General features: G+C 33.8%; 16 protein-coding genes and 1 tRNA gene. 13 read left to right on the forward strand and 4 right to left on the reverse strand.

Features of this window, described 5'->3' with window-relative positions; translation table 11 throughout:
- Nucleotides 1-80: 80 nt before the first annotated feature.
- The 7 genes from K412_RS0116905 (at nucleotide 81) to K412_RS22235 (ending at nucleotide 5,034) form a co-directional block, all read left to right on the forward strand.
- A complete protein-coding gene (locus K412_RS0116905) occupies nucleotides 81-587 on the forward strand; it encodes a hypothetical protein (RefSeq protein WP_024834177.1) in 507 nt (168 codons plus the stop codon).
- Nucleotides 588-667: 80 nt separating this feature from the next.
- Nucleotides 668-1,027: a hypothetical protein gene (locus K412_RS0116910; RefSeq protein WP_024834178.1), complete on the forward strand. Its 360-nt coding sequence runs from the start codon at nucleotides 668-670 to the stop codon at nucleotides 1,025-1,027.
- Between the two features lie 151 nt (nucleotides 1,028-1,178).
- Complete coding sequence (locus tag K412_RS0116915) at nucleotides 1,179-2,444, forward strand: DUF3560 domain-containing protein (protein WP_024834179.1); 1,266 nt, start codon at nucleotides 1,179-1,181, stop codon at nucleotides 2,442-2,444.
- 47 nt (nucleotides 2,445-2,491) lie between these two features.
- On the forward strand, nucleotides 2,492-2,884 hold the full coding sequence (locus tag K412_RS0116920; protein WP_024834180.1) for a hypothetical protein: 393 nt from the start codon (nucleotides 2,492-2,494) through the stop codon (nucleotides 2,882-2,884).
- A 547-nt stretch (nucleotides 2,885-3,431) separates the two neighbouring features.
- Nucleotides 3,432-3,614 carry a hypothetical protein gene (locus K412_RS0116925; protein ID WP_024834181.1) on the forward strand — a complete coding sequence of 61 codons (183 nt, stop codon included), beginning with the start codon at nucleotides 3,432-3,434 and terminating at the stop codon, nucleotides 3,612-3,614.
- A gap of 2 nt (nucleotides 3,615-3,616) precedes the next feature.
- A complete protein-coding gene (locus K412_RS0116930; protein WP_024834182.1) occupies nucleotides 3,617-4,201 on the forward strand; it encodes a tyrosine-type recombinase/integrase in 585 nt (194 codons plus the stop codon).
- Nucleotides 4,202-4,707: 506 nt separating this feature from the next.
- Nucleotides 4,708-5,034 (forward strand): DNA adenine methylase, encoded by a 327-nt coding sequence (locus tag K412_RS22235; RefSeq protein ID WP_242835723.1) that lies wholly within the window; start codon nucleotides 4,708-4,710, stop codon nucleotides 5,032-5,034.
- Nucleotides 5,035-5,345: 311 nt separating this feature from the next.
- On the opposite strand, the gene K412_RS0116940 is transcribed toward K412_RS22235, so the two are convergent.
- Complete coding sequence (locus K412_RS0116940) at nucleotides 5,346-6,425, reverse strand: hypothetical protein (RefSeq protein ID WP_024834184.1); 1,080 nt, start codon at nucleotides 6,423-6,425, stop codon at nucleotides 5,346-5,348.
- 497 nt (nucleotides 6,426-6,922) lie between these two features.
- Here K412_RS0116940 and K412_RS0116945 point away from each other — a divergent pair, with 497 nt between their 5' ends.
- Nucleotides 6,923-7,141 carry a hypothetical protein gene (locus K412_RS0116945; RefSeq protein ID WP_024834185.1) on the forward strand — a complete coding sequence of 73 codons (219 nt, stop codon included), beginning with the start codon at nucleotides 6,923-6,925 and terminating at the stop codon, nucleotides 7,139-7,141.
- 178 nt (nucleotides 7,142-7,319) lie between these two features.
- A complete protein-coding gene (locus K412_RS21970) occupies nucleotides 7,320-7,454 on the forward strand; it encodes an AgrD family cyclic lactone autoinducer peptide (RefSeq protein ID WP_081741811.1) in 135 nt (44 codons plus the stop codon).
- 20 nt (nucleotides 7,455-7,474) lie between these two features.
- Here K412_RS21970 and K412_RS0116955 read toward each other — a convergent pair whose 3' ends face one another.
- Both K412_RS0116955 and K412_RS0116960 read right to left on the reverse strand, forming a co-directional pair.
- Complete coding sequence (locus K412_RS0116955) at nucleotides 7,475-8,770, reverse strand: sensor histidine kinase (RefSeq protein WP_024834186.1); 1,296 nt, start codon at nucleotides 8,768-8,770, stop codon at nucleotides 7,475-7,477.
- Nucleotides 8,764-9,513 (reverse strand): LytR/AlgR family response regulator transcription factor, encoded by a 750-nt coding sequence (locus K412_RS0116960; RefSeq protein WP_024834187.1) that lies wholly within the window; start codon nucleotides 9,511-9,513, stop codon nucleotides 8,764-8,766. Before K412_RS0116960 ends, K412_RS0116955 begins: the two co-directional genes overlap by 7 nt.
- A 531-nt stretch (nucleotides 9,514-10,044) precedes the next feature.
- Here K412_RS0116960 and K412_RS0116965 point away from each other — a divergent pair.
- A complete protein-coding gene (locus tag K412_RS0116965) occupies nucleotides 10,045-10,266 on the forward strand; it encodes a hypothetical protein (RefSeq protein ID WP_024834188.1) in 222 nt (73 codons plus the stop codon).
- Between the two features lie 105 nt (nucleotides 10,267-10,371).
- On the opposite strand, the gene K412_RS0116970 is transcribed toward K412_RS0116965, so the two are convergent.
- Nucleotides 10,372-10,449, reverse strand: a tRNA-Pro gene (locus tag K412_RS0116970).
- Between the two features lie 192 nt (nucleotides 10,450-10,641).
- Here K412_RS0116970 and K412_RS0116975 point away from each other — a divergent pair.
- The 3 genes from K412_RS0116975 (at nucleotide 10,642) to K412_RS22830 (ending at nucleotide 13,488) form a co-directional block, all read left to right on the forward strand.
- Nucleotides 10,642-11,943, forward strand: coding sequence for an IS30 family transposase (locus K412_RS0116975; RefSeq protein WP_024834189.1), 1,302 nt, complete (start codon nucleotides 10,642-10,644; stop codon nucleotides 11,941-11,943).
- A gap of 325 nt (nucleotides 11,944-12,268) precedes the next feature.
- On the forward strand, nucleotides 12,269-13,132 hold the full coding sequence (locus K412_RS21045; protein WP_242835724.1) for a helix-turn-helix domain-containing protein: 864 nt from the start codon (nucleotides 12,269-12,271) through the stop codon (nucleotides 13,130-13,132).
- On the forward strand, nucleotides 13,090-13,488 hold the full coding sequence (locus K412_RS22830; protein ID WP_242835600.1) for a hypothetical protein: 399 nt from the start codon (nucleotides 13,090-13,092) through the stop codon (nucleotides 13,486-13,488). The genes K412_RS21045 and K412_RS22830 overlap by 43 nt, the downstream gene beginning before the upstream one ends.
- Nucleotides 13,489-13,669 lie beyond the last annotated feature (181 nt).

Consider the following 13,669-nt stretch of genomic DNA (forward strand, 5'->3'; position numbering starts at 1 on the left):
AAATATAATATATATTGTAAGTGATAGATAACTTACACAAAACAATAGAACATTGAAAACCAAATACGGAGGTAATGGCAATGAAAATTAGTTCAAGTAAGTTCAATTTCAAATTCTTTTTGTCGGGCAAAGTAAAGGTTACAAGCCTTGACGAAGCGGCGAAGCAATACGGTGGAGCTACAAAAAATGTTGATACTGGAGAGATATTCTCCAATGTTCCCGGAGGTGAATTTATAGAGATACAGCAAAAGGGAATAAACATTTTGTCAGTCTACATACCGGACACAATGAATGTTGACCAAGCTATAAGCAAAGAACAACACCAGGAAATGCTCTACGAGATAGTACATAGGATTTACAAAAGGTATGGAGCAATAACTCCGGCGTTCGAAAGGGGATTGGGCAGCTGGTATTCAGAAGAACTCCAAAAGGTGGTATATGACAATATCATCATTGCAAGTATCGAACTTGAAGATGTAACACAGGCAGACATTAAGTTCTTCATCAGCTTGGCAAAGTTTATCAAGAAGGAAATGAAACAAGAAGCGGTTACAATTGGAATCAATACAGCAATTGCCATGATATAGGGCAAGGGTTTATCAGGGGAAGTGCCTGACCGGGAGAAATCCCGGACCGCTCAACCTATATCGAATGGAGGGTTTATCAGATGAAATATAAAATTGTGAGAATTGGCCGTAGAGCCTACGAGAGGATTTTTGACCAGTGTGCCAGTATAGCTGACATGGATTGGTATCCTGAACAACAAGGTTTATCAGAGCAAATTTTAATTGCGGGTTCCAGGAAATTAGGAGGTTTAGTCATGAAAAATACACCTTTATCAGCAAAAGAAAACAATCCAGATACTTTAAAACAGACCCTTATAAATCTGAAACATGCTTTCTGTGATGTGCTTGAGCATTGCGACTATGAACAGCAGTTTAATGACAAGTACCCGTTCGACCGGTGTTTTAGAGAACTTACTCAAGATGTTATTGAATGGGTAGACAGTGAAATAAATAAATTGTGAGCAAAAGGGTTTATTAGCACTCTAAAAATCCCCGGTTGTCCGGGGGGGGTGAAGGGGAACGGCAGAAAAGACGAAACTATAGCGGTGGTTGTTCCATATCGCAAAATTTCAAGCCTGGACAAGTCCAGGCGACACGGAAAGGGGTTTATCAATGGGTAAATATATTCATAACCTTGAAACAAACAAAATCGAACTTCATTTTGATAAGTCTGAGTATATGGGTTTATCAGACGAACAGAAGAAGGAAATTAAATCAAATTTTTTATGGTCAAAGTCAGCTGGCACATGGGTTAGTAGGAGCACAAGGAATCATTATTTTGCTTTAAAAATTGCCGAAAAGCTGGGACTTGAAAACGGTGGTAAAGAAGGCGAGCGCCTGAGTTATGCCGAACAATTGGAGCGCAAAGCAGAAAGAGCCGAAGCAAGAGCCGAACGTATGGAATTACATGCAGCCAATGCAGAAAAGCGAGCCGAAAACCTTCAAGCTGAATTAAATCGCTATCGTGGCGACACTGCTTTTTTTACACAGCCAATTATCGCTGGCCATTCAGGGAGCCAAGCATTTGCAAGGCAAAGGGAACGCATTTTTGACAGATACCGAAAAGGTTTTGAAGAATACAGAAAAAGCGAATATTTCAAAGACCGAGCTGAAACAGCAAGACAGACCGCAAACATGGCACAGCTCAAAAATCCGGTTTACTTACATAATCGCATAAAAGAATGTAAAGCTACAATTGCAAAGTTAGAAAAGAATATTGTTGCCTATGAAGAACGGCTTTATAGGATTGAACAGGGCGAAATAATAAAAAGTTATGACGGCAAAGTTATTCCATCTGAAAGATATGAAACAGCCATTCAGGAGACAATTGAAAAAATGGAATATGAAATAGACAAACTTGCATTACTTGAAAACAAACTTGACGAAATCGGGGGGGAAAAATTTTCAAAGGATAACATCAAGCCTGGCTATATCGTAGGTATGAAACGCTGGGGTAAATGTGAAATATTAAGCGCTGGTCCGGTAAATGTAACCTTTAAGATTCTTAAAGGCGGTGCCGCTGGTGGAGTTTTAACAGAGCCGTATGCGGCAATTGTGAAGGTCTTGGAAGAAAAAGAGACAGAAGCAATAAAGATCGTTAACCCTTATCAAGTAGGCGACATATTGACTATGCATTACGGCATGGATACCAAAAATCCAGTATATATGGCATATCAGGTTATCAAAACAACCGAAACAGGTGTTAAGCTCCAACAAATAGCAGTCGAAAAAGGTGTACCTGTTAAGGATAGGTTTATCAGTGATAAGCAAGTGCAAAAGAAGGTTGTTAAAAGCAAGTGGAGCGATTTTGTAGGGGTATATATGGATGATAGACAGCTTCACAAGTATGAGATAAAAGAAATGGCTGGGGCGGTTTAATCCATCCCTGAAGTTTATCAGAAGTTGAAAAGATTGGAGGTATTTTTATGACAAACGCACAGGCTCAAGGATATGCAGTAATAGCACTAAGCAAGCTTATATGTTCTGGCCACATCAAAGGTAATAAGAAGAACCTTTGCGAATTGCTCGACCGTGAAATGTATAGTCTTATGGATATTATGAGCGAAGAAGAAGCCGAGGAAAAGGCTGGCAGGATACTGCAAGGAATTAATGACACCAATAGCAGAGGGAACACAGAAGATATCATCAGAGTCACACCTGAAGAAGCAAATAAAATAATTGATTCAAGGGAAAGAAAAGGCTTGTTTTACTGTATTGAAAATGGCATATATGTAGGTGTTGACAACAGAGATGGTAATGCATGGACGGAAGATTTTGGAAGTTTATCCGCTTGCAAAAGATGGTTAAGAAAAAGATAGTCACTAGGTTGCCGGTTGTATTCGGTATTGTAAATTCTACCTAGTTGCAAGAACTTAACGCTTATAGACTAATTTGTATAAATCTATAAATCTGAGATAGGGTTTATCCGGGACTAATTTTATTCCCGGAGACAATTCCCCTCGCGCGCGCGTACTACTCTCATTTATATTTTTATATTTATTTTAATTATGTATTATAGAGACCTATACCTTCTCCTTCTCCTTCACCTACTATTATTAATATATAGTATATATAATATATGTAGGTTAACGGTGTTTTGCGGTGTTTTTCGCTGAAATGCGGTGAAGAGCGGTGTTCCTCGGTGATGTTCGCTGATGTGCGGTGTTTTTCGGCGTTTTGCGTTGGGTCAAAAAGGCATTTTTAACACAGTCAAAAATTGGGATAGGTGTTTACATTAACTAATATGTAAAAATCGATTTAAAACGATTCTGTGACTTTAGATGGGTATTCAAAATTAGATTGATAATGCTATGTTATAAATATCTAAATGTGTGATAAAATTAGTTTGAGTTTGGAGGCGATTTTATGGAGATTCTCAGGAAGAACCCTGATAAATACGGTATACAAAAGGTTGGAAAGAACAAGCACAGGATAGTTAAAATCCTTGTTGAATGTGATAATGAGCAGGAAGCCTTACAATCTTTAACTAAGTTGTTAAGTGGTGAAATATCTGAACAGGATTTAGTTGAGGGCCAGAAGGGGGAATAGTTATGTTAAAGCTACCAAAAATTATTGACCAGAAAAGCGTCAAAAAGATGCTGGCACAGATCAACACTAATTGCCCAACAGGAATCCGGAACTATGCAATCATTATTATGATGTACCGAGCTGGCCTGCGTGTACAGGAAGTATGCAATCTGGTTCCACAGGATGTTAACTTTGAAACGGGACTAATTTATATACAACAAGCAAAAGGTAAGAAAGACCGATATGTGCCTATGGATGATGATATAAAACGGTCTGTTCAGGAATGGCTCGGAGTACGGCCAGAGAGCAATTATTTATTTTGCACCCTGGAAGGTGGCCAGTTGATGCAGAGGTATGTCCGGGAAGTGTGCTATAGAATTTCAAACAAGGCAGGTGTTTTTGTACAAGATGGCACTGTTAAAAAACCTGTCAGCCCTCATAAGCTCAGGCATACATTTTTAACAGAGGTACTTAGAGAGGGAACTGCAAATATAAGAGAAGTACAGCAACTGGCTGGCCATAGCAGCTTAAATACAACTATGATTTATACTCATGTAATTATGGATGAACTGCAGGAGAAAATTAAAAAGAGAAAGGGGCTAACATAAGTAAAGCCTTATTGGCAGTTTGAAGATGTCAAGACTCTTGAACGGGCGATTTGGACAAGGGAACAAGCTTAGCCATCAACACAATCTCTTAGGTAGAGCTCATTGCAAACCGTCGACGGATAACTTAAAAACGGTAATTAGGCTGGTTAGGAACGGTGTGATTTTTAGTAATTTAATACTTCATAATTCTAACCTTCTTTATTTGCAATGGATACAAGATCTTTACTTTATTTCATAAAATAAGTTTAACATTTATTTTTTAAATAAGTAACTTTTTTGAATTAAATCATATAATGATAATAAAAGAGAGAGGGGCTAGCGTAGAATCTAGCCCCAAAATAAAGTTAAGAGTTTGTTAGAAGTTTAATAAAGAAAAGATTAAATACACTATTGCTTCGATAAATAATGCAACAGCGTTAATTAAGTGAGGCATATTCATCACATTACACTCCATTTTAATTTCATAATATAAGTTATGAAATATAATGAGAAATGTGATTATTTTATTGTGTAAAAAATACATCTTAGGAGAACCCCTGGAGCCTTTATTTTTTATTAAATTACATATACTTAAAATTTTATACTTAGATCCGCCTTACTACGGTACCGAAAAGTATTATCAGGCACAGATTGCCCAGGAGGATCATGGGCGACTCTGCAGAGTACTGAAGAACCTAAAAGGCAAGTTCATATTATCATATAATGACTGTGGATTTGTCCGGGAGCTGTACAAGGATTTTGCTATTGATGGTATTGAGAGGAATCACAGCCTTACTTTAAGGTATGTAGATGGAGATAGAAGGTATAGCGAAGTAGTGATTAGAAACTTTTAGTAAAAAGCCCTCAGGGAGAAATCCTTGGGGGCATAAAAAACAATTTTTGTAAAATATATTAACAATTTGGATATAATTCTCTATAATAGTAAATGAGGTGAAATTTTTTGAAAAATTATATTAAAACTAATTACAAGTTAATAAATATTTATGTAGGTTATTTTGCCTTGTTTTCATTTAGCTTAGCATTTTTAACTCTATTAATAAGTAGTTTTAATACAATAACCTCGAATACTGTTTATAGTATTGCATTTATTTTTATTTCATTATTTTTTTCTGGGATATTCTCAAAAATGTTGATAAAGCCGTTTTTACGCCTTATCTATATCATTTTCTGGTGATTTTTCATCTGCATTTTCTGTATCTGGAATCTTAAGCTGAAGAGACTGTTGCAGTTGCAAAAACTGCATTCTAATTTTTTGTTCTTCTAGATGATGTTGCTGATCATTTAACCTTCTCTCATTAAATTTTCCTAAAACACCTGTACTCTCAGTTTCCGCTGACAACTCATTTCCCGTAAGAGGATTTTTAAAATTGAATTTGAATTTGCCACCTGCTAAAACATTATTTAATGATAAAATAAGAACACTTATACCTAATGCAGCAAAAGCACCAGCTGATATTATTTCAATAAGTCCAGGCGAGTGTATGTTTATTTTCATATCTATCTTTTCTTTATCAATTACTATGTCTGATGTCTCTTGAATAAAATCTATAGCTGTATTAAAAAATTCTACAAAATCCGTTAAGCTTTTTAAACTAAAGCCATTTGGGTGTCCCGCGTGTAAAACACTGTGTAATTCATCACCTGAAATATACATATCATAAATATTTCTATTAATATATTGGGCATAATCGTTGGCACTGTAAATAGCTTGATGGGCATTGAATAGCTTAGATAAATATACATCCATTCCTTCTTTCGAAATTGATTTCAACCACTTTACTCTTCTGCGTTTATGATAAGGGCAAGGTATAATTTCTGAATCTGTATTCTCTTTTAATTGATTTTCTATATACATGGGGTCCTCATAGACATTTTCTTCAATAAAAATGCCGATTGACGCCTTTTCGGAATTTTGGCTAGGAATTATAACGACATCTCCTTCATGTATTTCATTGACAAAGCTTATTAATTTATTTGCAGTTCTTCCAGGAGTGTTATCTTTTGGATAATTTTCCTTAACGATACCTTTTATTTTACTATAATTTTCCTTCTGAATGGTTGCAATATTTATATTGTCCCACCCAATTGCAACATAACCATTTAGCAAAAAATCTAAATAATATAAACCGCTTTCAGTACGTATTAACCAATAATTTCTATCTCTTACAACAGGAATATTTGTTAATTGTAGAATATCCTTTATGTTCTCATCAGAGTTAACCATGTTTTTGTTCCTCCTATTTAAAGTAAATTGTGTGCACAATATTCTTACATTAATTACATTTTATAGTAGGTATAACATGGTTGCAATAAATAAAAGCATATTTTTTCCAAGATTATTGTTTTTATAGTCGAAATATTCATTTTCGTTTGCGATAGCCTGATATAGCAAAACACAAAAACGAGCCGAAGTCCGCTTTTGGCAGTCTCAAAAAATTCTTTGATGTGAAATTTGATATGTTACAAAAAATAATATACTAACATCAAAAAGAGCGTTAGCCCTTAGGACACGCTCTTTTTGGATGACTTTTCTCCACGTAAACTTTTCTAGGTTTACAATTAAATTATACAATATATTACAAAATAATACAATGATAAACTTTATGTTTAATGTACCTTTCAGGTTTATATGTTTAGCGTGATTGCATGTTCCATTATATGGGATTTAGTAGTAGAATAGATAAAGAGTGATGATTTTATAAAAACAGGGGAGGGAAATACATGAAGGATGATGCCTTACTGGAAACAAAAGCTCGATTACAACATCTAGAACCAGAATATAAGTTTCCAGAAAGTAACCATATTGAAGATACACTTAATAACATATTATATGAATTGAAAAGTTTAAATTCTAAGCAGGAAACTATTAAAACCATTTTAATAGTTTGGTCTATTATAACAGTAATAGGCTTTATAGGTGCCATACTATTATATCTATAGCGATAATACATAAATAAATGCAGGCTTATCTGGTAATAATCCAAAGGGGAACTTAATAAAGTCTGTAAATGATACAAAATAATGTTTAAAAAAACAATAATCGACAAATAATTTAGGATAGTATAATATATATATATATATATATATATATGAAATATCAATCAGGGAGGTGGATAATATGAAGAACAAGCTTAAATTAATTGTACTCATGGCACTATCTGTAATTGGCATTACCGCAGCTACTGCATCGGCCGGAGCTTGTTGGATGTTTTCTTTTTACCAAAAGGAATGTCCAACTTCATTATTAAAATAAAGAGCTGCAATAAAAAGGCCTCATAATGAGGTCTTTTTTATCTTTAGCTTTTGATTAAATCTCATAAAAGTTTCATCAAAATCGGTTTTCCATATAAACCTTTTATAGTCACTTAACAGATTTGAAACAATAGCTAATCCGTGGCCTCTTTCACTACCTTTAGTGGAATAACCATCTAAGTTAATTTTTTTAATCATTGGTGCTTGATCACAACTGTTTGATATCAAAATTTCTATGCAATCCTGATAACTTATAATAGACATATCTATTGTTCTTTCCCTTGATTCTTCAGCTGCTTCAATAGCGTTGTCAAGGAAAATACCAATGATTGCACACAGCTCAGAAACTTTTAATTCAGGGATTGAATTTACAACCCCTACAACTTGTAAATTGAATTTGATATTAGATTTTTTTGCTTTATCCAACTTAGAAGATATAATTGCAAAAAGGGCAACGTTTTCAATATTATAAATTGCAGTATTAATATTACTTACATTTCCAGATAATTCGGATACATAGTTTCTAGCTTCTTCATATTTGTTATTGCTAAGCATAAAATTTAGGGTAGAAAAATGATTATTATAATCATGCTTAAAATGTCTTAATTTTTGCAATGTGTCTTTGAGCGACTCGTTATAAAATTCCTGCTGCCGTTTTTCTTCTTTTAGTGCTTGCTCTTTTTGATGTTTACCATAACCAAACAGTACGAGTACATATAATATAACCAACACAATCAGTTCAAGTTGGAAGGCTTTCACATTAGGGGTTAGTCCATAAATCTGCCCGCTTACAATAATAATTATAAGTGTTACACAGAATAATATTGATACAGGATTCAAATTTTTGAGTTCCCGGAACAAAGCAGGTATGATGCAGATAATAAGCATTGAAATAATGTAAGTTGTTATGTTTGCGAAAAAATATAGGGTAATGCTTTCGCCTATGGTCTTAGTTGTTACTGTTAAGCCAAATAAATTTAATATTATTGGGGTTGCTAAATTGCCTAGACCAGTCGCTACCATTATGCTCAAAAACGATGCTACCGTTTTTGGCCAAGTTACTTTAAGTAAGTATTTAATCAATGCTATGCTTAAAATAAATATTAATATAGGCTTGATTATTTGAACCATACTTGATGTTCCAAATAATATCATCCAAATCGCTGTTATTACTCCGTTTCCAAGTCCGAAAGATAATAAGAAAATGACTATTTGTAGCTTTGATACTCTATGTCTAAAAACAACTTTCAAAAAGGCTAGTAGTAAAACTGCTGTTAACAAGGAAAAGAGCGTATTCATTAAGATATATTCTAACATAACGATAAGGGCCTCCATTCCCGGAAGTAATTCCGAAATTTAGGACCGATATCACATTCGACGCCACTGCGGAGGGTAATTATTGTATACTTTGAATTTATATGTTCAATCTTTTCAGTATTTATAATAATTGACTTATGACATTGCTGAAATCTTTCATCCCCGATACGATCTTTGAGTTCAGCAAGACCTTCGGATGTAAAATATGTATCTTTTACTGACGTAGCATCCTTATCTATATGTATACAGGTTTTATTACCTATACGGTCAATGAAATCAATATCATTTAGTGCTATAAAGCTTTTGCCATAATCTTCTCTATCACCAGTGTTACATTCTATACATATTACAGACCTTTTATATTTAAGCATTTCTTTGTTTAGATTTACTAAGGTAATTTCTAAGAAAGTCCAATTTGGTTTTTCGATAAACCAGTGAGCTTTAACTTCGTACGCTAATTGACTATAATTCAAACAGCCAGAAAAAAATATAATTTCTATATCCCGGTTATTTTCACGGATCTGTTTAGCTATATGCATACCATTTATATTGTCTTTGAGATTAATATCAATTATAGCAACATTGACTTTATTGTTTTGTACTACTTCTACAAATTTTCTATAGTCCCTTGTCGCTATTACTATTTCTCCATCGATTTTATGCTTTTTAAACAGATTTGTTATTCTTGTCTCATGCTCTACAAGTATATTCGCATCATCGTCTAAAATTGCTAAATATAACATAATATAACTACCTCCCATTAACTATATATTATATTAGCCGTATTTGATTAACAAATACGATTCCTAGCAATCCTGACCGATTATTACAAATTATTACTATATTGCTCAAAATATCTATAATAAACATATTTTCGTTGCTTGAAAATGGTATTTTGTTGTTTTTTTATGGAAATGAAAATAACATGGTATATAATATATACAAATAATACCATGAAAGGAGGATTAATACTTTAATTAGATTTTTCGTTATATTAAGTTCTGGGAGGCACTTAATATAGTAGTATTTTTAATATGGTTGAATTATATCACATAATGCCTGAATATAATGACAATTATATGCCAATTTACATACTTATACTATTGAAAAAGTAAAAAAGAGATTTTCATTGTTCAAATCAGTATTTTCAATGCCGTGGTAATAGCTAAACAAATTAGACGATAAAGGCAATTTGTAATTCAAGTATGATTGAGCCATATATATTTTGTAAGAAGGAGTGATATTAAATTATAATGTCTGCAGGAGGTAAAATTATGGATGGTCCTGATATACAATGTATATTAGAAAAATGCGAATTAAGAATCAATATGTGTTCTGAATATAAGGTGTTAGAAAAACAGATTGTCAGAGCAGAAACGGAAATTAAAAAACAATTAGATAATGAATTTTTGATTTTATTTAATAAGTTTAATGAAATGGTAAATCGGCAGGAGCTGATTTACATTGACAATTTAATTCAATGTATGAAAAAGTAAGCCGAAAGGCTTATTTTTTTATGAAAATAAACATTTATAAGTTATTTATAAGTTTTATTTAAAAAAATAAGCAGCCTTCAATTTCTGAAAGCCGCTTATTTACTATGGTCGGAATGACGTGACTTGAACACGCGACCTCTTGCACCCCAAGCAAGCACTCTAGCCAAACTGAGCTACATCCCGATAACGCGAAACTAATTATAGCACACTAAAATTAGAATGTAAAGACTAAACAATACATTTCAGGATTACTTGTTAAATGAAAAAGTAAATTCCACTTTTAAAAAGTTAGAGTAGAATTTAGTCTTACGTAAATTCCACTACTTCATGTATAATTAATTTTGGTTTCCCAATCCGCAGTGAAAGGAGTTAATTATGTCTAATTTAATACCAGGAAACCAAAAACATCTCACCCTTGATAATAGGATTTTTATTGAAAAATCTCTGGACAATAATATGCCATTTAAAGAAATTGCAAAATATTTATGCAAAGACCCTACTACTATTTCAAAGGAGGTCAAGAAGCACCGTGCTCTTACTCCTAGAAATAATTTTGTATCCCATAATCATTGTGTTCATCGTGGTAAATGTGGCCTTACAAATGTCTGCAAACGTACTGTTGCTTGTAAGAAGCAATGCAGAACATGTAATGCTTGTAATACCCATTGTGACCAGTTTAAAAATGAAATATGCAGTAAAGTATTAAAGGCTCCTTTTGTTTGTAACGGTTGTTCTAAAAAAGCTGGATGCAGGCTTGATAAATATTTCTACAAAGCAACTCAGGCTAATCGTCAATATAAGACTATCCTTGTTGAATCTAGAAATGGAATCAATATATCTGAAGATTCACTTAATCAGATGGATGCAATTGTCACACCTTTAATTTTGCAGGGGCAGACTCCGTACCAAATACTTAAAAATCATCCCGAAATAAAATGTTCTGAAAAAACAATTTATAATTATATTGCATCTGGTGTGTTATCTGTGAAAAACATTGATCTCCCCAGAAAAGTAAAGTATAAACCTCGCAAACAAGACAGACCAAAAGCCAAAGATACAGGGATTTTTGAAGGACGAACTTATAATGATTTCATGAAATATATGGAAGCCCATCCAGAGACGAATGTTGTTGAAATGGATACAGTAGTCGGTTGTGAGGGTAGCCGAAAAGTACTACTTACATTATTCTTTCGCAGCTGCAAATTGATGTTAATTTATCTATTGCCAGATAAGACAGCAACTTCTGTTAAAAAAACATTTGACCATCTGGAAGAAAAAATGTCTCCTATCGGCTTCTACAACACATTTCCAGTTATTTTAACAGACAGAGGTACGGAATTTTCAAACCCAGAAGGACTGGAATGTGGGATTGATAATACCATACGCACATCCATATTTTTTTGTGATCCTATGGCTTCGTGGCAAAAACCAGGTATAGAAAAGAACCACGAATATATACGTTCTGTTCTTCCCAAAGGCTCATCCTTTGATAAACTGACGCAATGGGATGTAACAAGACTTGCAAATCATATTAACAGTACAGCAAGAGCCAGTCTAAATGGTAGAACCCCATTAGAACTGGCTCAATTGCTACTGGAAAAACATGCATTAAATGCATTCGGACTAAAAGAGATATCCTGCGACGATATCATCCTAAAACCAAAACTGCTGAAATAGAAACACAAACCAAGAGTTAAAACTGCGGATAGAAACCTCAATATCAACTCTATTCCGAGTGGAATTTAGTTTTACAAAAAATCCTCCAGTCGGCTGTTTGCCATGCAATTTTTTCTTCAGAGCAATTTTCTGTATGCTTATTATACTATATTTCAGGCACAAAGAATATAGTTCAAAGACTTGATTTAGTGGAATTTACTCTTCATTGTGGAATTAAAATTTACAGTGGAATTTAACTTTTCAATTAACGAATTTAATACCAGGAAACCAAAAACATCTTACCCTAGATAATAGGATTTTTATTGAAAAATCTCTGGACAATAATATGCCATTTAAAGAAATTGCAAAATATTTATGCAAGGATCCTACTACTATTTCAAAGGAGGTCAAGAAGCACCGTGCTCTTACTCCTAGAAATAATTTTGTATCCCATAATCATTGTGTTCATCGTGGTAAATGTGGCCTTACAAATGTCTTCAAACGTACTGTTGCTTGTAAGAAGCAATGCAGAACATGTAATGCTTGTAATACCCATTGTGACCAGTTTAAAAATGAAATATGCAGTAAAGTATTAAAGGCTCCTTTTGTTTGTAACGGTTGTTCTAAAAAAGCTGGATGCAGGCTTGATAAATATTTCTACAAAGCAACTCAGGCTAATCGTCAATATAAGACTATCCTTGTTGAATCTAGAAATGGAATCAATATATCTGAAGATTCACTTAATCAGATGGATGCAATTGTCACACCTTTAATTTTGCAGGGGCAGACTCCGTACCAAATACTTAAAAATCATCCCGAAATAAAATGTTCTGAAAAAACAATTTATAATTATATTGCATCTGGTGTGTTATCTGTGAAAAACATTGATCTCCCCAGAAAAGTAAAGTATAAGCCTTGCAAACAAGACAGACCAAAAGCCAAAGATACAGGGATTTTTGAAGGACGAACTTATAATGATTTCATGAAATATATGGAAGCCCATCCAGAGACGAATGTTGTTGAAATGGATACAGTAGTCGGTTGTGAGGGTAGCCAAAAAGTACTACTTACATTATTCTTTCGCAGCTGCAAATTGATGTTAATTTATCTATTGCCAGATAAGACAGCAACTTCTGTTAAAAAACATTTGACCATCTGGAAGAAAAAATGTCTCCTATCGGCTTCTACAACACATTTCCAGTTATTTTAACAGACAGAGGTACGGAATTTTCAAACCCAGAAGGACTGGAATGTGGGATTGATAATACCATACGCACATCCATATTTTTTTGTGATCCTATGGCTTCGTGGCAAAAACCAGGTATAGAAAAGAACCACGAATATATACGTTCTGTTCTTCCCAAAGGCTCATCCTTTGATAAACTAACGCAATGGGATGTAACAAGACTTGCAAATCATATTAACAGTACAGCAAGAGCCAGTCTAAATGGTAGAACCCCATTAGAACTGGCTCAATTGCTACTGGAAAAACATGCATTAAATGCATTCGGACTAAGAGAGATATCCTGCGACGATATCATCCTAAAACCAAAACTGCTGAAATAGAAACACAAACCAAGAGTTAAAACTGCGGATAGAAACCTCAATATCAACTCTATTCCGAGTGGAATTTAGTTTTACAAAAAATCCTCCAGTCGGCTGTTTGCCATGCAATTTTTTCTTCAGAGCAATTTTCTGTATGCTTATTATACTATATTTCAGGCACAAAGAATATAGTTCAAAGACT

Source organism: Ruminiclostridium josui JCM 17888 (assembly GCF_000526495.1).
In the GTDB taxonomy this organism is placed as follows: Bacteria; Bacillota; Clostridia; order Acetivibrionales; family DSM-1351; genus Ruminiclostridium; species Ruminiclostridium josui.